At 46.8% G+C, this 21,003-nt stretch carries 20 protein-coding genes; 9 read left to right on the top strand and 11 right to left on the bottom strand.

Annotation, left to right across the window (positions count from 1 at the left end; all coding sequences use genetic code 11):
• Positions 1–56 precede the first annotated feature (56 nt).
• The 4 genes from MUN86_RS02470 to MUN86_RS02455 all read left to right on the top strand — a co-directional run bounded on the left by MUN86_RS02470 (position 57) and on the right by MUN86_RS02455 (position 4,401).
• On the top strand, positions 57–473 hold the full coding sequence (locus tag MUN86_RS02470) for a hypothetical protein (protein WP_245121309.1): 417 nt from the start codon (positions 57–59) through the stop codon (positions 471–473).
• Positions 474–491: 18 nt separating this feature from the next.
• On the top strand, positions 492–1,085 hold the full coding sequence (gene lpcA, locus MUN86_RS02465; RefSeq protein ID WP_245121306.1) for a D-sedoheptulose 7-phosphate isomerase: 594 nt from the start codon (positions 492–494) through the stop codon (positions 1,083–1,085).
• A gap of 216 nt (positions 1,086–1,301) precedes the next feature.
• Positions 1,302–2,840, top strand: a complete 1,539-nt coding sequence (locus tag MUN86_RS02460; RefSeq protein WP_245121303.1) for a YifB family Mg chelatase-like AAA ATPase — start codon at positions 1,302–1,304, stop codon at positions 2,838–2,840.
• A 322-nt stretch (positions 2,841–3,162) separates the two neighbouring features.
• Positions 3,163–4,401 (top strand): site-specific integrase, encoded by a 1,239-nt coding sequence (locus tag MUN86_RS02455; protein ID WP_245121301.1) that lies wholly within the window; start codon positions 3,163–3,165, stop codon positions 4,399–4,401.
• 316 nt (positions 4,402–4,717) lie between these two features.
• Here the strand turns inward: MUN86_RS02455 and MUN86_RS02450 are convergent, their stop codons facing one another.
• The 3 genes from MUN86_RS02450 to MUN86_RS02440 all read right to left on the bottom strand — a co-directional run bounded on the left by MUN86_RS02450 (position 4,718) and on the right by MUN86_RS02440 (position 9,328).
• Complete coding sequence (locus tag MUN86_RS02450; RefSeq protein ID WP_245121298.1) at positions 4,718–8,389, bottom strand: CHAT domain-containing protein; 3,672 nt, start codon at positions 8,387–8,389, stop codon at positions 4,718–4,720.
• Positions 8,390–8,549: 160 nt separating this feature from the next.
• Positions 8,550–8,954 carry a hypothetical protein gene (locus MUN86_RS02445; protein WP_245121295.1) on the bottom strand — a complete coding sequence of 135 codons (405 nt, stop codon included), beginning with the start codon at positions 8,952–8,954 and terminating at the stop codon, positions 8,550–8,552.
• Entirely contained in the window at positions 8,954–9,328 is a 375-nt protein-coding gene (locus tag MUN86_RS02440) for a hypothetical protein (protein ID WP_245121291.1), read from the bottom strand. The genes MUN86_RS02445 and MUN86_RS02440 overlap by 1 nt, the downstream gene beginning before the upstream one ends.
• A 237-nt stretch (positions 9,329–9,565) precedes the next feature.
• Here MUN86_RS02440 and MUN86_RS31040 point away from each other — a divergent pair, with 237 nt between their 5' ends.
• The 3 genes from MUN86_RS31040 (at position 9,566) to MUN86_RS02425 (ending at position 11,229) form a co-directional block, all read left to right on the top strand.
• Positions 9,566–9,787, top strand: coding sequence for a tyrosine-type recombinase/integrase (locus MUN86_RS31040; RefSeq protein ID WP_280640578.1), 222 nt, complete (start codon positions 9,566–9,568; stop codon positions 9,785–9,787).
• 158 nt (positions 9,788–9,945) lie between these two features.
• Complete coding sequence (locus MUN86_RS02430) at positions 9,946–10,833, top strand: site-specific integrase (RefSeq protein WP_245121286.1); 888 nt, start codon at positions 9,946–9,948, stop codon at positions 10,831–10,833.
• A gap of 15 nt (positions 10,834–10,848) precedes the next feature.
• Positions 10,849–11,229 carry a tyrosine-type recombinase/integrase gene (locus MUN86_RS02425; protein WP_280640634.1) on the top strand — a complete coding sequence of 127 codons (381 nt, stop codon included), beginning with the start codon at positions 10,849–10,851 and terminating at the stop codon, positions 11,227–11,229.
• A 125-nt stretch (positions 11,230–11,354) separates the two neighbouring features.
• Here the strand turns inward: MUN86_RS02425 and MUN86_RS02420 are convergent, their stop codons facing one another.
• The 4 genes from MUN86_RS02420 to MUN86_RS02405 all read right to left on the bottom strand — a co-directional run bounded on the left by MUN86_RS02420 (position 11,355) and on the right by MUN86_RS02405 (position 16,567).
• Complete coding sequence (locus tag MUN86_RS02420; RefSeq protein ID WP_245121280.1) at positions 11,355–11,972, bottom strand: recombinase family protein; 618 nt, start codon at positions 11,970–11,972, stop codon at positions 11,355–11,357.
• A gap of 4 nt (positions 11,973–11,976) precedes the next feature.
• Entirely contained in the window at positions 11,977–12,738 is a 762-nt protein-coding gene (locus MUN86_RS02415; RefSeq protein WP_245121278.1) for a hypothetical protein, read from the bottom strand.
• A 548-nt stretch (positions 12,739–13,286) separates the two neighbouring features.
• The gene (locus tag MUN86_RS02410) at positions 13,287–14,378 is read right to left on the bottom strand and encodes an NACHT domain-containing protein (protein WP_245121276.1); all 1,092 of its coding nucleotides are present in this window, start codon (positions 14,376–14,378) and stop codon (positions 13,287–13,289) included.
• Between the two features lie 32 nt (positions 14,379–14,410).
• A complete protein-coding gene (locus MUN86_RS02405; protein ID WP_245121273.1) occupies positions 14,411–16,567 on the bottom strand; it encodes a HEAT repeat domain-containing protein in 2,157 nt (718 codons plus the stop codon).
• Positions 16,568–17,189: 622 nt separating this feature from the next.
• Between MUN86_RS02405 and MUN86_RS02400 the strand changes: the two genes are divergently transcribed.
• Both MUN86_RS02400 and MUN86_RS02395 read left to right on the top strand, forming a co-directional pair.
• Positions 17,190–17,393 carry a hypothetical protein gene (locus MUN86_RS02400; RefSeq protein WP_245121270.1) on the top strand — a complete coding sequence of 68 codons (204 nt, stop codon included), beginning with the start codon at positions 17,190–17,192 and terminating at the stop codon, positions 17,391–17,393.
• Between the two features lie 347 nt (positions 17,394–17,740).
• Positions 17,741–18,313, top strand: coding sequence for a recombinase family protein (locus tag MUN86_RS02395; RefSeq protein WP_245121267.1), 573 nt, complete (start codon positions 17,741–17,743; stop codon positions 18,311–18,313).
• Positions 18,314–18,501: 188 nt separating this feature from the next.
• On the opposite strand, the gene MUN86_RS02390 is transcribed toward MUN86_RS02395, so the two are convergent.
• From MUN86_RS02390 to MUN86_RS02375, 4 genes are all read right to left on the bottom strand, one after another.
• Entirely contained in the window at positions 18,502–19,173 is a 672-nt protein-coding gene (locus tag MUN86_RS02390) for a hypothetical protein (protein WP_245121264.1), read from the bottom strand.
• A 304-nt stretch (positions 19,174–19,477) separates the two neighbouring features.
• Complete coding sequence (locus MUN86_RS02385) at positions 19,478–20,191, bottom strand: VapE domain-containing protein (protein WP_245121262.1); 714 nt, start codon at positions 20,189–20,191, stop codon at positions 19,478–19,480.
• On the bottom strand, positions 20,104–20,634 hold the full coding sequence (locus MUN86_RS02380; RefSeq protein WP_245121259.1) for a hypothetical protein: 531 nt from the start codon (positions 20,632–20,634) through the stop codon (positions 20,104–20,106). Before MUN86_RS02380 ends, MUN86_RS02385 begins: the two co-directional genes overlap by 88 nt.
• A complete protein-coding gene (locus MUN86_RS02375) occupies positions 20,634–20,984 on the bottom strand; it encodes a hypothetical protein (protein WP_245121256.1) in 351 nt (116 codons plus the stop codon). Before MUN86_RS02375 ends, MUN86_RS02380 begins: the two co-directional genes overlap by 1 nt.
• Positions 20,985–21,003 lie beyond the last annotated feature (19 nt).

Here is a 21,003-nt window from a genome sequence, read left to right as displayed (position 1 = left end):
TGCTACGTTTTTGCGTACGACGGGCCATTAGATTTTCACTTTAGCATCGTTTTCTTATGCTCGCTTTAAAACGTTTGGTTACCGTTCTCGTCATGGTGTATCTGCTGCTAGTGCTGCTGCTACTGCTAAGTCCTGGTTCGCGGGACGGCTTGATGGCTGTGACAGCCGGCAACGATGCTTCTTCGTTTTACTACGCTATGTTCTTGATCGGTGCAGCGTTGCTAACCTTGCAGCTTATCACCGAAAACTTGGATAGCGTGCTCCTACGGCGAGACGTAGCCTCGCGCGAAGGCAAAATCAACGAACTGAAAGCTCGCTTGTACGACCAGCAGTTAGAGCAACGCAGCACGAGCGCCAATGTAGGTGCCGCCCGCCCTGGCACCACCGTGCACCCCGAAGGATACACCCCGCCTGCCCCTATATCGCCTGCACGTCCCTTCACGTCCGACCGCGACGGTAGTCCACTGGCGTAGCTCGTGTATCTTTGCCTCGTGACCGATGCAACTCCCCTAACCGACCTTATCCGGGCTGAACTTACTGAAGCCCAAACTGTACTTGACCGTTTCGTTGCCGATCCAGCCAATCTTAGGGCTATCGAGCAAGCTGCGCGCCTCATGGCTGACAGCTTGCAGCAGAAAGGCAAGCTCCTGAGCTGCGGCAACGGAGGGAGCCTCTGCGACGCGCAGCACTTCGCCGAAGAACTCAGCGGCCGTTACCGCCACGACCGTCCTGCCCTCGGAGCCATTGCCCTCACCGAAGCGTCGCATATGAGTTGCGTCGCCAACGACTACGGCTACGATTACGTGTTCAGCCGTTACGTGGAGGCCCTTGGCCGGCCCGGCGACGTGCTGCTCGCTATCAGCACCAGCGGTAACTCGCCCAATATTTTACGCGCCGCGGAAGCTGCAAAAGCTACCGGCATGCAAGTAGTTGGCCTTACTGGCAAAGACGGCGGGAAACTAGCCGCCCTATGCGATATAGAAATTCGGGCCCCTCACACCGGTTACGCCGACCGCATTCAGGAAATCCACATCAAAGCTATTCACATTCTCATTATGCTCATTGAGCAGTTGGTTGCTAAGTAAATAATCTCTTCGCTTTAACTAATTCTTAAGCCTCCACTACTGATTTGATCGGCAGTAGTGGAGGCTTTTTCTAATGTTAGCTTTCAACTAGCTGGCATTAAATGGACTTATCAATCTTATTTCAGCAGTATTCTGGCTAAGGATTTGTACTATGGTAGCTCGTGCGTTATTTCCTTTATCTTCGTTGATTTCATTCTATTTTCTCTTATCGATTATATGCTTACGAAGACCTTCGGCTCGGCCGTACAGGGCGTTAATGCTTACACTATTACCATCGAAGTAGTCGTTTCGCAAGGCACCAACTTCTACGTGGTAGGACTACCGGATAATGCTATTAAGGAAAGTCAGCAACGGATTGAAGCTGCACTGAAGTTTCGCGGGTATCGGATGCCCCGTACGAAGGTGGTCGTGAACATGGCCCCGGCCGATATTCGCAAGGAAGGCTCCAGTTATGACCTGCCTATTGCGCTCGGCATCTTGCACGGCTCGCAACAGCTCAATACCGAGCGGCTTCCCGAGTATATCATCATGGGTGAGTTAGCGCTAGACGGGGCTTTACGGCCGATCAAAGGCGTGCTACCCATTGCCATTCAAGCTCGTAAGGAAGGTTTCAAAGGGTTTGTCTTGCCCAAGGCAAATGCACGGGAAGCGGCTATTGTGAATAACCTCGACATTATCCCGGTCGAAACTATGCAGGAGGCTATCGATTTCTTTGAAGGCCGCCTTAACATTGAACCACTCGTGCTGGATACGCGTGACATCTTCCAACACGAAGCCAACCAATATGCGGCCGACTTTGCCGACGTGCAAGGACAGGAAAACATCAAGCGGGCCCTGGAAATAGCGGCGGCTGGTGGCCACAACGTCATAATGATTGGTCCGCCCGGCGCAGGTAAAACCATGTTGGCGAAGCGCTTGCCAACCATTCTACCCGCTCTGACTATGTTGGAAGCGTTGGAAACCACTAAGATTCATTCCGTAGCGGGCAAGCTTGGGACTAATGCTTCCTTATTAGGCACTAGGCCTTTCAGGGCCCCGCACCACACTATTTCGGATGTAGCACTAGTTGGTGGAGGCAGCAATCCGCAGCCCGGTGAAATTTCATTGGCGCACAATGGGGTGCTGTTCCTAGATGAGTTGCCGGAATTCAAGCGTACTGTACTGGAAGTGATGCGGCAGCCACTAGAAGAGCGGCGCGTTTCTATCTCACGGGCCAAAGTCAGCATCGATTTTCCTGCTAACTTCATGCTCATTGCTAGTATGAACCCCTGCCCTTGTGGCTACTACAATCATCCCGAAAAAGAGTGCGTATGCGGCCCCGGCGTCGTGCAGCGCTACCTCAATAAGGTGAGTGGGCCCCTCCTCGATCGTATTGATTTGCACGTAGAGGTAACGCCCGTTACATTCGATCAAATGACGGAAACGCGCAAATCAGAGACGAGTCACGACATCCAGTTGCGCGTGGAGAAGGCTCGAGCATTGCAAGCAACACGCTTTGCGAAGTTTCCTGATATCTTTTCTAATGCCATGATGCCTCCGCAGATGGTGAAAGACATTTGTGAAATTGATGCGGCAGGCCGCACGCTGCTCAAAACAGCCATGGAGCGCCTAGGTCTTTCAGCCCGTGCCTACGACCGAATCTTGAAAGTAGCGCGTACTATTGCCGACTTAGCGGGTACCGAAGAAATACGTATCGAGCATTTGGCTGAGGCAATTCAGTACCGTAGCCTCGACCGCGAGGGTTGGGCTGGTTGATTGCTTGAATGCAAAAGAAGCCCGGAGTAAAGCTGGGTCAACAGCTTTACTCCGGGCTTCTTCTATATTCGACCAACAACAAAAAACCCTCCTTGCAGCTTGCAAGAAGGGTTTTGGTGATCCCGCTGGGATCACACTGCATTTATTATATACACTCCAAAAATACCTTTAACAGAGCTTCAGAGAGCGCTTCGTGTTTTTACTTTACTTTACTTTACTTGGCTTTTACAATATTTACGGTCCCACTTATGGGCCCACTCAAATCTTTACTTACATTTGGTAGCCGGCTTAGAAACGAGCCCGAACTACCCTCTAGATTACCATGGCCTCCACCAAATTAGTTATTCGCAGTGACCGAAAAACCTTCGGCAAAACCACTATATACGTTCAGTACACGCATAAAAGTGCCAAGAAGAAGTTCAGTACTGGCTACAGCATTGCACCTGACTGTTGGAACGGAAAGGCCGGAAAGGCTGCTGGTAGTTCTACAGAAATAGTAGAGTTTAACGCACGGCTCCAGATTATTAAAGGGAGGATTGACAAGATTGTCCAGGATGCCATCTTAGCAGGGGAAGAGCCTTCTTTCGCGCTCGTTGAAGAACGACTGAAAGACCTCTCTACTTCCTCCAGTAAGCTTCCAGAGTTACTTAAGCAGGAGAAACCTAGCAATCAAGACTTCTTAGACCTTTTTGCAGAAAACATTAACATTACTAGTGCCTCGAAATCGCATGGTACGATTAAGCACTACAAGAGCACGCTGAACCATTTAAAAACCTATGCGACGAAACGAAGTATCAAACTGACTTTATCTTATTTAGACACTAACTTTTACCATGACTTTGTCCGGTTTCTGACCAAAGAGTTGGAAATGACGAATGGCACAGTCAATAACCAGCTTAAGCGGGTTAAAGTAGTGATGAGTTATGCGCTGGACAAAGGATTGACTGACAATATTGCTTTCCGCAAGTTCAAGCTCCTGAAGCATACAGAAGCCGATGTTATTTACTTAACCCAAAGCGAGTTGCAATTGCTCTTCGAAGCAGACTTGTCAGCGGAGCCTCGCATGGCCAAGGTGCGTGACTTATTTGTCTTAGGCTGTACCACTGGGCTAAGGCATTCGGATTTTAGCACCATTCGCCCAGAGAATATAGAGAATGATCAGTTGGTGCTGCGCACAGTAAAAACGGGAGACTGGCTTAGATTAGACCTTAACCAATACTCGCGAACCATCCTACAGCGCTATCCTGATGGGCTACCGAAGCTCTCCCAGCAGAAGTTTAATGAATATGTGAAAGAACTTGGACAGCATTGTGGTATTGACAGATCAACTCTTGTAGTGCATTATCAAGGCACTAAACGAATTATGGAGCGCGTACCAAAGTACAGTCTCTTATCCTCTCATACTGCCCGGCGCACCTTTGTGACTCAGAGCCTAGAACGCGGGATGCCTATAGAAGTACTTCAGAAATTTACCACTCATAAAGACCTCAAGACGCTAATGCGCTACGCCAAGGTGGCTGATGCACAGAAGAAGGTGCAGATGGAAAAAGCGTGGGGGTGAAATACTCGTTTTTCACTCAGGTTCATCACCGTAAACCTACTTAAAAATACTTTGAATGTTTATTTCTGAATGAGCGGGTACCTGCTAATAGCTAACAGCACTTCTGGGGTGCTTGGGTGAATCTTAATCAAGGCTAATGTGATGAGCCTATTAATAAACAGGAACAGGTATTAGCTTTTACTACAAATTGAATTCGCTGCTGTAAGCTTGGTGAAAGCAAGTATTTCATTAATTCTATTTCAAATCCGCTAAAGTTTTTTCTAAATATTCTACGTAAACTATTTACTAATATGGGAGCAAGTTTAAATGATACTAATTAATTAGATTGACTCGGTCTTAATAAATATAATTTTTTAAAATCAACAGAAAAAAGCAACTCGTTACCCTTTAAATACAACTCACTACTAATATCATTTTTTAATTTAAAAGCATTAGTACATCCCGTTATTAAAGAATATCTAAATATTAAGTGCAATTCTTTTCTATCTTGCATTTCATCTGCGAAGAAAAATATCTGATCATTATTCAGCACGGGTGAGCTCGTCTCTCTGCCAAAAGTTGCATATCGCCACATAAATTCTCCTGTATTCACATTAAAGGCAGTAAGCCCTTTTTTATCTGTAGTAATCAGAAGTGAATTATAAATAACCAATTTGGGCCTATATAATCTTTCGCTATTTGGATTTGTTATTTTCCAATTGATAGCCCCTGTCTTAATACTTATGGAAACTATACCTTTTTTTGATTCAACTAAAGGAGCTCCATATAAAAATATAATATTATCATTATAGTTGACAATCTCACTCGATACGTTAATTGTTCCTAAATCATACCGTGACAAGACCTTTCCATCACTTATGCTTATTTGGTAAATAACATTAGGGCCAACTGGCTTTGATACAAATAAAATATCCGATTTCCTTGAGCTTACAATAATTATTACATCGCCTCTTGCTACCATTTCACTTCTATGCATCTCTCCATCACCAAGTATACTTTTCCACAGTATATGTCCGTTTCTATAATCTAAACCAATAATAGAATCTGCAGATGCCCATACAACTATATTATTAGAGATAATCAAGGGATGAACTGTGTTACTTGGGTAGGGCACAGGAGTTGACCATATTATCGCACGAGTTTTTTTAGAAAAAGCTACGATACTATATTCAAACGTAGTAACATCTTTAATTACAGTTATAACCTGCTCTTTGTAAATCTTGATATTTTCAACTCTTTTATTAACATTATTATCATTTTTTATACTATTGCTTTTCACAAAATAGTAGTTCTTTATTTTATTATTACTACTACCTATATTGACTTCAAACATCTTGCCATTACGAGTACCTAACAATAGTATTTCGCTATCATGTTCTATTTCGTCAATAGTATCTGAAATACTCAAGGAATAGTTATTCCAATTTTCAATTTGCACAGCAGCAAAAGGTTGATAATCACTTCCTACTGAGCATGGTTGAATTTTAGACGTTTTATTATCAACTTGAATTCCGGAATTCACCACAGAAGGGCTCTTTAAACCAACAAGGTTTTGTGTACCCCCAAAAACAGAAAAGCCCGCCCAGTAATAAGGATGGTTAAAACTAGAATTGTTCTTCATTTCAATCTGAGCAAGCCGCAGTGCTTTCGCAACTCCTTCACCTTTTCGTAAATAAGTGTAAAAAGAGTTCATTAACAACGTTGTTGCACTATCACTAACTTGCCAAAGACTAACAACAATATTTTTAGCACCTGCTATAAACAAAGCCCTCTTAAGCCCATATACCCCCTCTCCATTAGTTAACGTTCCTAGTCCAGTTTCACAAGCTGATAAAGTCACCAATTCTGTTCCACGCAAATCTATTGTTGCTAATTCAGCAGCAGTTAAATAACCATCATTACCTATTTTATAGCTATCATTCGCTCCAGCTAAAACTAATCCACTTTTGTACATAGGGTTATCCCATTCGCGTTTCTTTAACCGAAGGTCATCGTAATCATGAATAAGCTTTTCGTTGTTGTCATTTACTGGTATAGGTGATATATAACCATGGGTAGCTATATGCAAAAAGGCAGGGTTGGCAATTTTTTTTATTTGGCTCTCATTAGCATCTTGCTTTGTATACAGAATTGCAGAAGGCACAATTTTTTTTATAGAATTAGCTTCTGCACTAGTATGAATTAAATTAGTCCAATTTAAACTATCCTCTCTGACTGTCTTAGGAGAAATAGTAAATGATGGATTAGCCACAATAACAGGCTCTGTTGTCTTAATATTTACACCCGTTTTTTTAATTATATTAGCTAATTCACGACTGTTTTCTAAGTAAGATATAGTATAATTATCAATAAGAAAGCGATTATTATTATCAATCAATGACGCAAAAGGTATAGTATTTATTAATCCATCAGGGGAGATAAACAAATGCTGCATGGATGAAACATTAGGCATTAAAGGTGCAATAACTTTTTGATACACAGTTCGACCTAAGGAATCAACACTAGAGTTGTCAGGGTCTTTCAAAGCGGATCGCCAAGCGATTATCAGTGAATCGATGGAAGCAACTGAGCCCAAAGAATAGCTAGTGATTGCACCTGATTTATTCATAAAAAAGCCTTCATAGCGTGGCTCACCCCACACCTGCGTTAGCCCTTTAGCATCTAAATTATATGGCTTATACAATACAAACTCTAAAACACCTGAATTTGGCGGTAACCACCTCCTCACTGAATCAAGTGTAATTGTAGTTTTAGTGGAACGTTTATGCGCAATTGCAGCACTTAAATTTTCCTCAAGAATGTGTCCTAACTGCCATTTACGAATTGCTTTTCTGCTGGGATTATTATTCCCAGATGCAAAAATATGACTCAGTTCTGACACATAATAGTTCACACTATCTAAGAGCACCCTCTCATGCGGAGCTGCAAATTGCCGAACCGAATATTGTTCACTACTAATTCTCTCAAGCAAAATACCTTTGCGTTGAATCACAGCAGTAAAAGCTAATTTTTTAACCTCCTCCTGATCAATTGCATGTTTTGTATAAAAAGACATGATTAAGTTTAATTGATCTTCTATTCTAAATGGAAGGCTTGACAGAAAATATCTCAATTTACTTTCAGTTAAACCACCAGGTTCAGATGCATATTTAGTACTATTAAACGTTACAGAGTCTATAACATGATTACTAACTTGCAAGATATTCTTAAGCTTATTATATGCCTGTTTATTATCATTCAACCCCATACAAGCAATTACTAATCCTTGTTCTGCCTCTACTGCGTACGCACTTAGCTTTTTAGATAATGATTTGTATTGTTTACTAAAATTCAGTATCGACTCATTAAAATTGTTTACAGCTGCTTTATAATCACGATTTAATAAATCTATTTCACCTAGGCGTTTATGGTGAAGGCTTAAATCATAAAATGGGGTTTGGTAATTTTTAGCGTCCGATAATCTTGTATTTTCTAAAGTTAATACTTTTTTTGCACATATTGCAGCTTCACTAGTTCTGCCTTCTTTAATGTAAATTTGCAATAATTCATATAATATTAATTCCTCCAAAAATATTTGATCTGAATCTTTATCTTTAATATTATCAAGACTATTCAATGCTTCTTTAAACAGAATCTCTGCTCTTTCATATTGGCTAATACTCCCATAAAAATCTCCTACATTAAACAAAATTTCTACTGATATGTAATCATAATTATTTATTTTTTTATTATTATTTAATGAATGAAGCAAATTACTATAAAGCGCTTCCGCTTTAGAAATATCTCCAATCTCCTCATAGCATGATCCTAAATTAACTATGAATTTCAATAAGTTATTTAAATCGTCACCTACTACTTTATGTGCCAACTTCAGTGCATCCTCTGCGTGTATAACAGCACTTTCATAATCACCTGCTAAGTAATTACTTTGAGAAACCTCAAGTACCTCATTTGGTTTGGCTAAGGGGCCATCGAATACAGTATCCAATGGCCCGGTGGTCCGAAATCGAGGCTATCGGTTTGGCCATTGCATTTCCCTGTTACTAAAATGCAAATTATGCAGGCTACTAAAATTTGAATACAAGTACCCATAGCTACTACATTAAGGTATAGCACAATTGGCAGCAGATGCAAATGTCAAGTTATAATTACTTAGGAGTTTGATCTTGTGAAGATTGAGACCCAAACGAGAAAATTCCGTGAATAATAATCAGAGCGATACCAAATAAAAAAAATAAAATCTGTAACGCAGCAGGGAATCGAGCATTAAAACCGATACTAAGAGGGCGATTCACATAATTGCCCTCTAACGGCTGCGCTAAAGTCCCTGTTAAGGCCATCAAGCTCCAAATGCCACAGACAATAGAAATAAGTAGTAAAATCCAAGCTGCTATGATATACCGAATTGCTCGTCTTGAACCAGAAGCAAAAACATCTTTGTTAAACGTTATCGTTAGTGCTAGGATCCCAGTACTTAACGATATAATTTGCTTAGCTAAGTCATTTGCATATGAGAAAGCCAATTGTAATTGCGGATCCAAAATATCGTTCATCAGCAAAAAGGATATAATGGACAAATTTTCTTTTTTGTCCTATCAAATGAGGCTTTGCGGATCTTTACATTACCACGAGTCGGCTCTCCTTGCAGAATGAGCTCATCAATAAACCTCCCTAAATGTTTTTTAGCTTCCTCAACTTTTTTATCACTGGCATTATCCTTATCTAGCTGCTCAACCCCCTGTTTAATATATTGCTTTAGATAAACTTCATTTGAACCCAATTCGGCTCTGGCTTTATTTAATTTGTTAGTAGCGTAAGTAGTAAAAACTTTATTAAGACTATCAGAATCTGTTTTATGATTCTTCATAAATATTGTTCTAGAAAAAGAATGTGTTCCCTCTGTAGAAATAATAGAAGGGAACCACATATATAATAGCAAGAAATAGAAACTAGATAGCATAAGAGATTACGAATTCAAAAAATCGTTTACGTAAAACTTTTCAAAGCCAATAGCACATAGCCAGTTCATTAACTGAGGTATGCTAGAAAGGAGCTTGTTGTTTCACTTGCATGATGTTTAATTTAATAATTTTATAAATACACTCCTAATTTTTAATACTATTTTCATAGACAGCAGCTTCGTTAAAACTCAGGTTGTACATAAATGGGCCTTAACTATGCCATTAACGGGGAGGAGCTAGACCCACATGACCTCCTATCCTCTCATACACGCCGGCGCACCTTTGTGACTCAGAGCCTAGAACGCGGGATGCCTATAGAAGTACTTCAGAAATTTACCACTCATAAAGACCTCAAGACGCTAATGCGCTACGCCAAGGTGGCTGATGCACAGAAGAAGGTGCAGATGGAAAAAGCGTGGGGGTGAGAAGCCCATAATGTAGCGGTTCGACTCCGGCTCTGGGTACTTAGTAAGCGCAAATAGCGTTGAAAGCCGAAAAAGGGGCCTTTCCAAGCAATTGGAGAGGCCGCTTTTTCGGCTTTTGGCATATGGGCGCTTAGCAACTGCTTAGCAACAATTCACTGATGCATTATTCAGCCGCTATCAAGCTTCGTCGCCCCGCTCGCCAAGATGGCACCTGTCAAATCCTGCTTCAAGTGGTGATTCGCCGCAAGCCGCACCCACTGGGCCTCGGCATCGCTTGGTGGCCCGAACTATTTGACGAGAAAAAAGGCCTGTGTTTAACCTTTCAACCTAAGAAGGGCCGCCTTCCAGGCTATGAGCAGGTGCTGAGTACGGCCATTGCGTGGGCTGGTGGCACCATCGAGTACCTGGAAGAGAAGGCGAAGGATACCAACCTGATTATTGGTAAGGCTAGGAGCAAAGCCAACGACGTGTTTGTCAACCTCCGGCTGACGGAGCAGCCCGTTACCAGTGAGACCTTCCTACTGGACTATAATACCGAAGCGAGCAAAAAGGACTTTGTGGCTTATATGGAAGCGAAAATCTCAGAACGCTTTCGCAAAGGCAAAGGTCATCGGGAAGGCATTACTGACATTACTCGGAAGAACCACACCAGCACACTCAACTGCCTGCGGAAATTTCGGACAAGCATCCCCTTTTATAGTATTAACGCCAAACTGGTAGATGACTTTCACGCCTACCTACTCAAGCACTTGAAGGGAATAAATACGCGCTGGGGGCGGCACAAGGACATCAAAGCGTACCTAGCACTAGCACGCAAGGATCGAGTTCGCTTCGAAGACCCCTATGTGCATTTTAAGAACAAGTCGGTAGAGGGTAATTGGAAACCATTGAAACCAGCCGAGCTGCACAAGCTGAAGGTGTACTACACACAACTGCCTGTAGGCTCAGCCCGCCGTCGCATCTTGCAACGCTTCCTCTTCAGCTGCTGCTCCAGCCTCCGCCTAGGCGATTTGAAAAACCTGCACGCGGCCAAGCTCCAAGGATAAGAGCTCACTTTCCAAATTCAGAAAACCTACGACAAGAAATTAAAGGAGATGATGCTGCCTCTTACCAAGGAAGCAATAAGCTATCTCGAGGACTCGCGCTTGGAGGAAGGCTGCGTAGGCTTTCACTCCTATGCCGATCAGTATTCTAACCGCACTCTGAAAGCTATAGCCAAAGAGTTAGAAATTGAAACGGATCTGCACCACCACATTGGCCGCGAAACATTCGCTACTGAGTTTATTAGGCGGGGTGGTAAGATTGAGGTGCTTCAGACGCTACTGGATCATGGGAAGATCAGCACTACTCTGAAGTACGTGCACGTGGACGACGACATGAAGTGCGAGGCCATTCGTATGCTTGATGATCAGAATGAAGTCAGAATGGCGGTCGTAGCTTAATAAAAATCACGTTCCCACCCGGAAACATCTACTTGTTGTTTAGTTACTGTATACCCATATTTATATGAAATGGAGGCAGATTTGGGGCAGGATAGGAGCCTTAATTAACGACTTTTATATCAGGCTTATTCAGTTTTAACCATCTCCCTCACTAGGTACTTGTGCAGCGTACCTACTGGCACACGCGTAGCAGCACTGATCTTGCGCAGGCTCAGACCCTCGCCCTGCAGCCGGCGTATTTCCGCCACGAGTTCCGGCGCCAGTGCCCGGCGGCCGTGCACGTACTCCTCCCCTTTCGCGGCTGCCTGACTCTTCTTCCGGGCCAAGCCGTTCTTCACATTTTCACTTAGCCGCTCGCTGTAATAGCCGGCAGCCCAGCTGAGCACGGCTTTCATAAAATCCTTCATTGGCCCGGCGGTATTTAGCATGGGTTCCGAGTAGCTCCAGAAGCTCACACCGCACTGCTCCAGTAACGACGTGTGCTCGAATACCTTCTCAATCCCTTCTCTGCTAAAGCGGCTTAAGTCCCACACGCGTACGAGGTCAAATCGGCGCTTGCTGGCGTCGGCTAGCATCATCTGAAAAGCTTTCCGACTACTCTTGCGGCCCGAGTCCTTATCAAGGTATTCTTTATACACCACATCGCCCGCCCGCTCGGCTTCCCGCCGCAGGATGATCAACTGGTTTTCCGGATCCTGATCCTTGTCGGCCGTCGACATACGGGCATAAAGTGCTACTCGCATTCAATCATACTTTTAGAGAAGTCATTATTATCTTATAAAAAACATCTAAAAATTGTAGCTCACTTGCCCCTACTGCACTATTATGACCAATAAGTAACCGCACTTCGTAGAGTTGCTTCATCATATTGGTAAACCAATGTTCGTCTCTACCTGGAAAGTACCTTGTAAACACACTCCAATTTGCTCGTACTATGTCAGCTAATTCTATAAAGTCACAGTAATAGACATCCGATGATCCTCTAACTGGCAAATACTTACGAATAGTCTCGGAGCTTTTACGATCATCTATTTTTCTCTGTACGCCCTTAGGAACGTTAACTGTTTCTGTCATCCCTACATGAATCATAAATTCTCTTATCGAATTTTCTATACAAAAAAGATAAACAAAGCAATCTGCGCCCTGCTTGCCCTTCTCCTGAATGTCTAGCGGGAGAATAACTAGTTTTGACAGGTCTGTAACTGCTAAAACTTGCTGAAATGGGTCAGGCTTTACAGCCTCGGCACCTAGAAGCAGCCCAATTGCACTACGAATGTGCTCTCTCCTGGTAGCATAATTGCCCAATGTCTGTATGTCACTGCGGACTTCCTTCAGATTGGTACAATTACGAACAAACGCTGGTAATTTGTCTTGGAATTCTACTCTCGCTAAAAGCGCTTTTCGAATACTGACAAATTCTTTTTCATCCTCTTCTGTTGGTCTACCATCAGTAGCGGCTGAAGTAGCGAGGTGTTTAAGGCGCTCCAGTGTGTCTTGATCAACTGTCATTTTATAAACTACAAATACGAAGGTCGAATATAGGTGTTCGAATTACCTATTGAAAAACACCCCCAAAAACCAGCGTTTTTGGGGGTGTTAGCATGGGTGCAAAAAGTGTTCGAAAAAGAACTCTTTTCCGAACACCTGATCTTGTTGTATGAAAGAGCTGGCTAGATTGGATGGCCATTAACATACTTCTCTATCGTCTGATTAATAAATTGCGTAACAGCAAAGCCATAAAGTGGTGTATTCGCGATGGAATAGATTAAGCTTTCTACAAAGGAAATTATGTTTCTCAAATGCAAACATCCCTTATTAGGGCGGTGGGACCGGGTGCGCCATGTACACGAACCTGGAAACCGCTGTAATTATGCTACTTACTTGGTTTCACGAAAAGCCCATACTTGAACTCGTGGCCGCAGTGCAAGCAGTGGAACCGGTTGCCCCGGGCCTCGTCGGGGTTCCCAAGGCTCTTGACCTCGAAAACCAGATTTCTCCACCCAGCTGGCAATCTCACACGGGACTCATTCGTGTACCGCCAGCTTCCGGCGAAGGCGCTAGTCTTTGCTGGAAGCTGGCGGGGCATTCTTCTCCTGCGCGTTGTCAAGTGCCTGAGGAACCAAATCTTTGCGCGTCCAGAGCAGGCGAATGAATTCATCGCTCACCGAGTGGTCGTTGGTGTTTACGGCGTACCGGATAATTTCTTCTCTAAGGCGTCCGGCATCTTCGGGGCGGAGCAGCGTGGCCAACAAAAAGTACACGCCCCGGAACCGGGGGTCGTGTAGGTGTTGGGTCTGCCGTTCCTGGTTGGCCAGAAAGGTTTGCACAATGAAGAACTCCCGAATCTTATCGTGCCGAAAATACCATTCTTCCTTTTCTTCCCCGTTGATTTCGTAGGTGCGACTAAACACCATTTTATGTCTGGCCATGCACTGGGCCTCGTCGTGGAATTCATCGAATGGCAGGTTCAATTGATCGGTCAACCGCATCTGATAAACGCATTGTGAGAAAGATGCCAGCGGAAAGCCCGCCGGCTTGTGCGGATGCGTTTGCCGGTAATCCCTTTCCATTAATGCGTAATACTCCTGCTGCAAGCCCAATAGGTTGGGTTTTTCGCGGTTAAACAACAGCTGCGCCACAATGGTCAGATCCATGGGATTGGACAGGACCTTAGCGTTGCCACTCCGTTCGTCTTCCGGCAAGGTCGTTCGCAGCGATTCTTCCACGAATTGCTGGCACTGCTTTTCGTATTCCGCCCGCCGCGCATCCGAATCGTCGGCAGCTAAGACGGCGTAGCGCTTGATCAGCAACGCGTGGATGTTTTCTGGTTTGAGCGGCTGCAGGTCAAATTCCTGGGCTTCCTGCGGTACCGTCCATTCGATGGGTTGCGTGGTCAGGATGCAGTTAGTGCGGGAAAACAGGGTAATGAAATTGGTAATTTTCACCCGCGTTTCCGGCCCCACTTCGTTGATGCCGTCAATGTACACATCCATTGCCCGGTTATGGAGCAGGCTGCGCAGAAAATCCGCGTCCTCCGCCAAGCCAAACAGTTTGCGCTGAATGGCTTCCACTACGCCCTCGGCGCATTGAGCGGCGGCCAGAAACACGGTAGTGTTCTTACTCCGTTTGGCCAGGTAGCGCAAGAACATTGTCTTTCCCAGGCCCGACTCTCCCCGCAACACTACTTGTCCCCGCGGGACCGACAAAGCGGCAAGCAACGGGCGAGTCTCAGCCGAATTTTTTGGCCGAACTTCCGATTCGATGAAGTAGCCCTCTTCCTGAAAAGAATCGAGCCGGGCCTCCGCCAACAAGGAATCGCGGATGGTCTTGGGCTCAAACAGCTTGCGCCGCAGGAACGGGATGCTGGTGAGGGCTGGTTGCACGTACCCCCAACCGCCAATTTTGCGCACCCACGGATTCCAGAAAAAAAGTGACTGAACCCAAGTGTTCTTGGGTATGCGTAAATCAGGCTAACCCAGAATGCCAGGTGAACCAGCAGTACCAGCAACCCGTTTTTCAGCCATTCTCTCAGTTTATCCTGCTTGCGGATTTCATCGATTTTATTCGCTACCGTATCTAGGTGCTCCGACTTGGCAAGCCGAAGATTTTTCTGATGAGTTTCCAGAATGTCCAGCAAAGCTGCCCCATCGCTCGGATCAAGGTATTTAGTGACTAACTCTATTTGGGAAGCCAACTCCTCTCGCATATCGGGGTGGGGCGCAGTCACTAGCCACGCTTTGGCAAAGACTTCCAGCGTTGTTTTTCGCTGTTGAGCGCTGAGTTGCTTAGGTAGCGGCCAATTTTTTCCTGGTTTGCCAATCCACCGGAGCAGGGTTTCCACTTCCGCATCGCCTCCACCCGAATAATGCGCTCTGAAACGTGCTAGATCGACGACCTTAGAATCACCGTAAATGTTGAATAAATGACAGGATATGATTTGAACGGGTAGTTTTTGTTGCCGTAAAGTTGTAGCTGCAACCTCTCGAACAGAAATATCCTCACTTTCCAGCAGAGCAACTAAGCGTTGAAGCACCGCTTGGGGCAGGTTGGGTTGCCTGCCCAGGGCACCAGCCGCTCTCAATCGAACAAGACTATCCTCGCTTTCTAGCAAGGCAACTAAGCGTTGAAGCACCGCTTGGGGCAGGTTGGGTTGCCTGCCCAAAGCCACAATTGCTTCCAACTGAATAGAAATATTCTCACTTTCCAGCAGGGCAGCTAGCCGTTGAAGCACCGCTTGGGGCAGGTTGGGCTGCCTGCCCAAAGCTTCAACTGCCGCGAATGGAACAAGGATATCCTCGCTTTCCAGCAGAGCAACTAAGCGTTGAATTACCGCTTGGGACAGGTTGGGTTTCCAGCCCAAAACTTTAGCCGCTGCGTATTGAACATGACTATCCTCGCTTTCCAGCAAGGCAACTAGGTGTTGAATTACTGCTTGGGGCAGGTTGGGTTGCCTGCTCAATGCTTCAATTGCTGCATATTGATCAGAACGATCCTCGCTTTCCAGCAAGGCATCCAGCCGTTGAAGCACCGCTTGGGGCAGGTTGGGTTGCCCGCCCAAAGCTTTACCCACCTCCTCTCGAAAAGAAAAATCCTCGCTTTCCAGCAAGGCAACTAGGTGTTGAATTACCGCTTGGGGCAGGTTGGGTTGCCCGCCCAAAGCTTCAAGCGCTGTGAATCGAAGAGAACGATCCTCGCTTTCCAGCAAGGCATCCAGACGTTGAATTACTGCTTGGGACAGGTTGGGTTGCCTGCTCAATGCTTCAATTGCTGCGTATTGAACAGAACGATCCTCGCTTTCCAGCAAGGCAACTAGGCGTTGAATTACCGCTTGGGACAGGTTGGGTTGCCCGCTCAATGCTTCAATTGCTCTCATCTGAACAGCAAGACCTTGTCTCTCCAGCAGGGCAACTAGGCGTTGAAGTACCGCTTGGGGCAGGTTGGGTTGCCCGCTCAAAACTTTAACCGCTGCGTATTGAACAGAACGATCCTCGCTTTCCAGCAAAACAACTAGGCGTTGAAGCACCGCTTGGGGCAGATTGGGTTGCCTGCCCAAAGCTTCAACCCCTGTTTTTTGCAAGTAATAGTCCTTAGACTGAATCCAGGAAATCAATAACGAAGTCTTGTTGACTAGGATAAAATCTTTTTCCCACTCGACTAACTGATCGATGGCTATTGATTGCACTCTAGGAATGGAATCATTGAGGGCGGCCAGCGTACCGCGTACCTGCCAGTCTTGCGGAACGGGTTTGGGGGTTTGGGCCAACAGGTAAACCGGCAGCAGTAGCGCCCCAATGCCAAGCATTGGCTGACCAACGCCGCGAAATACAGATGACCACATCTCCGCAGAAAACTTATGCCATTGGTAAAAGCGTGAGGCATTTCGAAGCCAATTGATATTACACCTAACCTAATATATGTATATTATTAGTTAAAATATAATACAGCAGTGAGTTGCGTTATTAACTGCTTACCCGTGTTAACAGAAAGGAAGACAGGCTCTTTGCCAGCACCTTTCGTAGCTACGGCTAAACGAGTAGCCCTACAAGCTCTCCCTATTTCCCTATGCCGGTTGCGTTGAGCCGATACGTCGTGTTACAGGCAGGCTACAGTCAGTATCAGAGGCGGGGCAGTGAGGTGGGGCATAGGACGAGCCCCTTCACCTACCCGGCCGCTACGGGCCCGATCACGGTGCAGGAGGCGAAGCGGCGCACTGGTTTACCGCCGACGTTGTGTATCGCCAGCGCCTGCTCAAGCCCCTGTCTTTCCAGACGGAACTGAAGTATGTGCGCCAGGGTGGCCAGTTCACGGCGACCTGCGTGCCCGGGTTTAGGCGCTAGCGATACGGATTACACGATGGACCACATGCAGATTCCCGCCCTGCTCAACCTGCAAGCCTTCGGGGTTGGTCCCTTCATGCTGCACCTGGAAGGGGCCTGGCCCTCAACGTCCTTGCCAAGACTATGCGGTTTGAGGCCTCAAAAGTTTATACGGCCAATGCCTTTACCAGCTCGCGGATGCTGGTGGCCACGGTGGTGGGGGCCGAGCTAGCCTGGCATCATCGCCAGGGGCTGTATCTGCTGAGGCTGCGCTACACGAACAATTTAGCGCCCTATCATCAGCGGCACTATGCTAATACGGACACCGATCATCTGCGCAGCGCCTGATTCTGTGTCACCACCGGTCGGATCTTGGGTCGTTAGTAACCCTCGGGTGGTGGCTCCCTAGGGTAGAGCACCGTTTCTCCGACGTGTAGCCGTAAGCGAGGGGGACAAGCCCGTTTCTGCCGCCCGGCCTTGCCCAGGGACCGGCCCTGAGCCTGCTGTCTTAGTAGGCCGCCGATGACCAGACGAACTAGGGAAAGCCAGCCGGCGTGATGCCTCAATATGTCATAGCTTTTTGAGCCTACACCCTTCCCCTACTCTCAGTCCAACATTATATTCAAAATCAAGGACCAGAAAGTAGGTCCAGAAAGAAATTAGGGGTTATCTTTATGACCCTAGCTTTCTGACCTATGAATAAAACCTTTGGCTATGCCCGTGTCTCGACTGTCGACCAGAATCTAGATACGCAACTCGATATTCTAACGAAGGCAGGATGTGATCAAATCTTCCAGGATAAGATCACTGGTATGAGCTTGCAGAGGCCTGCATTGGATGAGATGTTGAGCTTGCTACGGGAAGGCGATACGGTGTTAGTAGCGCGCTTCTTCCGTCTAGGCCGTAGTCGCGACCATGTCATTCACTTGGTTAATTCCTTTCACCAGCGCGGCATCCACTTCAAGGCGCTTGACCTAGGCATTGATACAACCACACCGGCGGGCAAGTTCATGCTTTCCATCTTCGCCTCGTTGGCTGAATATGACCGCGAGAGCATTTTGGAGAAAACTAGAGCAGGACAGCAATTAGCCGCTGCGCAGGGCAAGCACATCGGTCGGCCCAAGGGAGTCGATGCCGATAACTTGGCTAAGGTGAAGAAAGCACTAGAAAAAGGCTTGTCTGTAGCCGAAACCGTGAAACTGACGGGCATTAGTCTCTCAAGCGTCAAACGCTATCGCAAACAATTACAGGCATCGTTAAGCGAATAGGAACGCTAGTCAAAAGGGATAGCATCTATTTATCCCTGCTCCTGTTCGTACTGAGACAGTTTCGTAGCTATCTCAAACAAAGCTTGAAGAACAGAGAGCTATATAGACGCGTTACACACGTGTTACCATGGCTGTGAAGGTGTTACTGAGCCGTTACCCTAGTCGTTTCAGTAACACCTCCACGGTTGCTAGGTGAGAAGGCGTTCCCGCAGTTGCTTACGCCACTTGCCTTTCAGATCATAGTGCGCGGTCCGGCCAGACAGCCAACTGGCTTTTGCCTCCTGTTGCGCTTCCTGAACGATAAGCAACGCATCCCACAAATCATTTAGCCGGAGTCGAGCCACATGGTCTGGCTGGCTCAAGTAGGGATGGTCTTTGTAGTCTTCCCGCGCATCAATCAAGCAATCGGCAATTGCCTGTAACATATTGCTATCCAGACGCTGGCCCTCACAGTGCAAGAAGGGTTCAATAGCCTTCACATATACCTCATGGATCTCCCGTGCTAACGCTGCATCAGCCTGCTGCTGACGGGCTAATTCGGCCGCGGTGTCTTGTTCATTAGAACGTGTAATGGCAGCTCGAATCAGTGCAGTTATGTCGGCTTGTTTGCCTGCTGAAGCCGGGTCAGCTATACTACCTTGGTTATCTGAACGGATTATTGGTTGCAGCCAGGGTAAATCCGGTTCCCAGGCAGGTTCGGGAGCTGGCAGCAAGCGGCCATCATCCTGCTCCTCTTCGTGTTCTTCTTCCGACAAGTAGCCCTGCCGGTGCGCACTTACGCGGCACCGACCACTACAAAATTGCTTATCGCTCCGTCCAACAAAGTAAGTACCACAGATGGGGCACTGTTTATCAAGCATATACATGGGTACTGAGATTTATATGGTGAAAAAACAAACACTGCGTAGCGCTTTTGCAGAAGATGCGCCATTCTTCTCGTGCCAGCCATGCCAGGCCGTATTGGTATCGTTTACCCCTTTTCTGCGGCCCTGCTGGTCACGTGACAGCGCATGCTGGATCACAGACCAAATTGGTCTTAATGGGTCCAATACATGCTGTGGCATGGGTGGCACTAGAAGAAGTTGTCACCTTTAGTAAGGAGTGGGTCGATTAAGCGTCGGTCCCTCCCATTCGGGTTTTAGCAGTACTTGCACATTATACCCCCTACTCGCTTGTCCCCGCAACGCGCCGAAGTTTGCGCTCGATTCCAAGCCGCTTTAACGCTTCCCCTAAGGGCTTGTCGCGCAGATTGCGGCAGGTCGTGTGGACTTGCAGATGGTTCTTGATCTGCGCCAGGGTCATGAAAGTGTCACCGGGTATGAAGTGCGCCACAACCAAATCGTATTCGGGTGTGTCGTGCTGGAACTGCCGGTTGCGCTCATGTACCGCCTCTAGTTCATCTTCGCCGAACCAGTACTGAAAATCAGCTTTCCAGAGCTGGTAGGCTTCGCGCCAGACAGCATTGATGTCTACCTGTCGAGCTGCAGCAATATCTATGGCTTCTACCTCAAAAGGCAGAAAGCGCCGCGAGCCGGTGGGATCGGTTAGAAAGTCGGTCCCGTTCACACTCCCCATAAACGAAGCACGACGGGGCAACTCCGCAATCAGTCGGGCGTAAGGCCGACGTACCTTCACGGAGGGCTGAGTAATGAGTGTCTTAAGCGAGTTCTCATCCTGCTTGTTGAGCGTCCGGAGCTGGTCATCAATGTTGAGAAACAGGTATTCCGACAGCAACAGTTGCGTGTCCTTACTTTCTACGTGGATTTTGCCAGTGAACAGATACTGCTTGGCTAGAGCCGGCGGGCATAGTAATTCCAGCCACGTGGTCTTGTATTGGCCCTGCCCCCAGTAAGCACTAGGCAGGTATGGTTCTGGCACCCGGTGGGCGTCAGGACATTGGCCACAGTCGCCACCAGCCACTTAATTAGGAACAGCTCAAATATGCTAGTATCGGCTACAGTAACAGTAGCCGCGAGCTCGGCAATAGCATTGGTGGCCGGGGCTGTGCCTAAACCCTCAAAATATTCCCGCAAGGGGTCTACCCGAGGCGTAAAGTCGGAGGACAGGAGTCGGTAGAGCCGGTCGGGGGCCATCGGACTGTGCAGGTGGGTCAGTTCCCGGCTAATACTGTTAAGACGGTAATCGTCCAGCAGTTGGAAGGGAGCAGTGCTGCCCGCCGGGCGCCACTCCACCGATTCCTTGACCAGGTTAAAGCGCATCTGGTGGCGCGCATTCACATTTACTTCCACCGCCCTCAACTTCTCATCGCCTTCCACTAGGTTGACCGGGGATGATACGGAGGTAGTTGGTATCTGCTTCATTACAGCAGATCGTCTAAGGGTACCTCAAAACCCAACAGGCCATACTTAGAAAAGTCCCTCTTGTGGATTCCCTCTTGGTGCAGGCACAGGATGACCCCATCCAGTTTCACGCCTCGCTGGAGCAGTTCAACCAGATAATTTTCGACTATTAGCCAGAAACCAGCCTGCTGCTGGGCGGCTTCCTGAGCACTGTCGGGTACGAGGGATAGGAGCTGTTCAACTAGCAGAGCGATGGAGTGTACGTCTTCGCGCAGCACCTGCAACTGCTGCAGGGAGCGAGCAGAACGAGGAGTGGTAGGTGTTTCGCCTGCCCACTCATCTACTAGTTTCAACAGTTGGAAGGCCATCATTCGAAGAGTTGTCAGCCGG

Source organism: Hymenobacter volaticus, assembly GCF_022921055.1.
GTDB lineage: Bacteria > Bacteroidota > Bacteroidia > Cytophagales > Hymenobacteraceae > Hymenobacter > Hymenobacter volaticus.
Note: the sequence above shows the minus strand (reverse complement) of the source record. Positions and strands in the feature narration are given on the sequence as shown.

Bases quoted from the DNA above. Each gene is read 5' to 3' on its own strand.
- MUN86_RS02410 (WP_245121276.1), bottom strand. From the start codon at position 14,378: ATGTTCTTGCGCTACCTGGCCAAACGGAGTAAGAACACTACCGTGTTT.
- MUN86_RS02400 (WP_245121270.1), top strand. From the start codon at position 17,190: ATGCGGTTTGAGGCCTCAAAAGTTTATACGGCCAATGCCTTTACCAGC.
- MUN86_RS02440 (WP_245121291.1), bottom strand. From the start codon at position 9,328: ATGTGGTTCCCTTCTATTATTTCTACAGAGGGAACACATTCTTTTTCT.
- MUN86_RS02430 (WP_245121286.1), top strand. From the start codon at position 9,946: ATGCATTATTCAGCCGCTATCAAGCTTCGTCGCCCCGCTCGCCAAGAT.
- MUN86_RS02455 (WP_245121301.1), top strand. From the start codon at position 3,163: ATGGCCTCCACCAAATTAGTTATTCGCAGTGACCGAAAAACCTTCGGC.
- MUN86_RS02445 (WP_245121295.1), bottom strand. From the start codon at position 8,954: ATGAACGATATTTTGGATCCGCAATTACAATTGGCTTTCTCATATGCA.
- MUN86_RS02375 (WP_245121256.1), bottom strand. From the start codon at position 20,984: ATGATGGCCTTCCAACTGTTGAAACTAGTAGATGAGTGGGCAGGCGAA.
- MUN86_RS02395 (WP_245121267.1), top strand. From the start codon at position 17,741: ATGAATAAAACCTTTGGCTATGCCCGTGTCTCGACTGTCGACCAGAAT.
- MUN86_RS02380 (WP_245121259.1), bottom strand. From the start codon at position 20,634: ATGAAGCAGATACCAACTACCTCCGTATCATCCCCGGTCAACCTAGTG.
- MUN86_RS31040 (WP_280640578.1), top strand. From the start codon at position 9,566: ATGGGCCTTAACTATGCCATTAACGGGGAGGAGCTAGACCCACATGAC.
- MUN86_RS02460 (WP_245121303.1), top strand. From the start codon at position 1,302: ATGCTTACGAAGACCTTCGGCTCGGCCGTACAGGGCGTTAATGCTTAC.
- MUN86_RS02415 (WP_245121278.1), bottom strand. From the start codon at position 12,738: ATGACAGTTGATCAAGACACACTGGAGCGCCTTAAACACCTCGCTACT.
- MUN86_RS02405 (WP_245121273.1), bottom strand. From the start codon at position 16,567: ATGTGGTCATCTGTATTTCGCGGCGTTGGTCAGCCAATGCTTGGCATT.
- MUN86_RS02390 (WP_245121264.1), bottom strand. From the start codon at position 19,173: ATGCTTGATAAACAGTGCCCCATCTGTGGTACTTACTTTGTTGGACGG.
- MUN86_RS02420 (WP_245121280.1), bottom strand. From the start codon at position 11,972: ATGCGAGTAGCACTTTATGCCCGTATGTCGACGGCCGACAAGGATCAG.
- MUN86_RS02470 (WP_245121309.1), top strand. From the start codon at position 57: ATGCTCGCTTTAAAACGTTTGGTTACCGTTCTCGTCATGGTGTATCTG.